At 46.8% G+C, this 592-nt stretch carries 1 protein-coding gene; it reads left to right on the forward strand.

Features of this window, described 5'->3' with window-relative positions; genetic code table 11:
• Positions 1 to 404: 404 nt before the first annotated feature.
• On the forward strand, positions 405 to 592 hold a 188-nt coding region (locus ACXAFR_RS27460; RefSeq protein ID WP_475183388.1), incomplete at its 3' end, for an NAD(P)/FAD-dependent oxidoreductase.

The following is a 592-nucleotide window of genomic DNA, read 5'->3' on the forward strand; positions in this document are numbered from 1 at the left end:
ACTTCCCAAAAGTTGGTTTTCCAGACAAAAGAAATCGGCCAGGCAATTACCCTCCAGCCGGGTCGCATAATCAGTCTAAGCTTTTTGATAAGATATGGATCAGGAACCGAATGGCACCTGGTGCGACCAACGATCGCCAATCTACCTTCCCAGACAAATTGACGGCATGATTATAAACCTTTGATCTGCCGAGACAATGACCGAGAGAGTCGAAACCTTAGATTAACACCAAATATATGCATTAATGTTATATTATTGATTCATTTTAAAGCGCTGACGGGATTATTGCTTCCCTGCCAGACACAAGGTTATTATGTTGCAATTGCAATTATTTTTCAGCCTTTCATATAAATTGTTTAAAACCTGACCGATTGCTTTTAGGAGACACTGTGGAACGCGAATTTATGGAGTACGACCTGGTCATTGTCGGCGGCGGCCCCGCCGGTCTGGCAGCGGCCTGTCGCATGCGTCAACTCAACGAAGACCTCAGCGTCTGCCTGGTGGAAAAAGGCTCTGAAATCGGTGCCCACATTCTCTCCGGCGCGGTGTTTGAACCTCGTGCCCTCGACGAACTCTTTCCCGATTGGAAAGA

Source organism: Pseudomaricurvus sp. ABR4_320, from assembly GCF_056159445.1.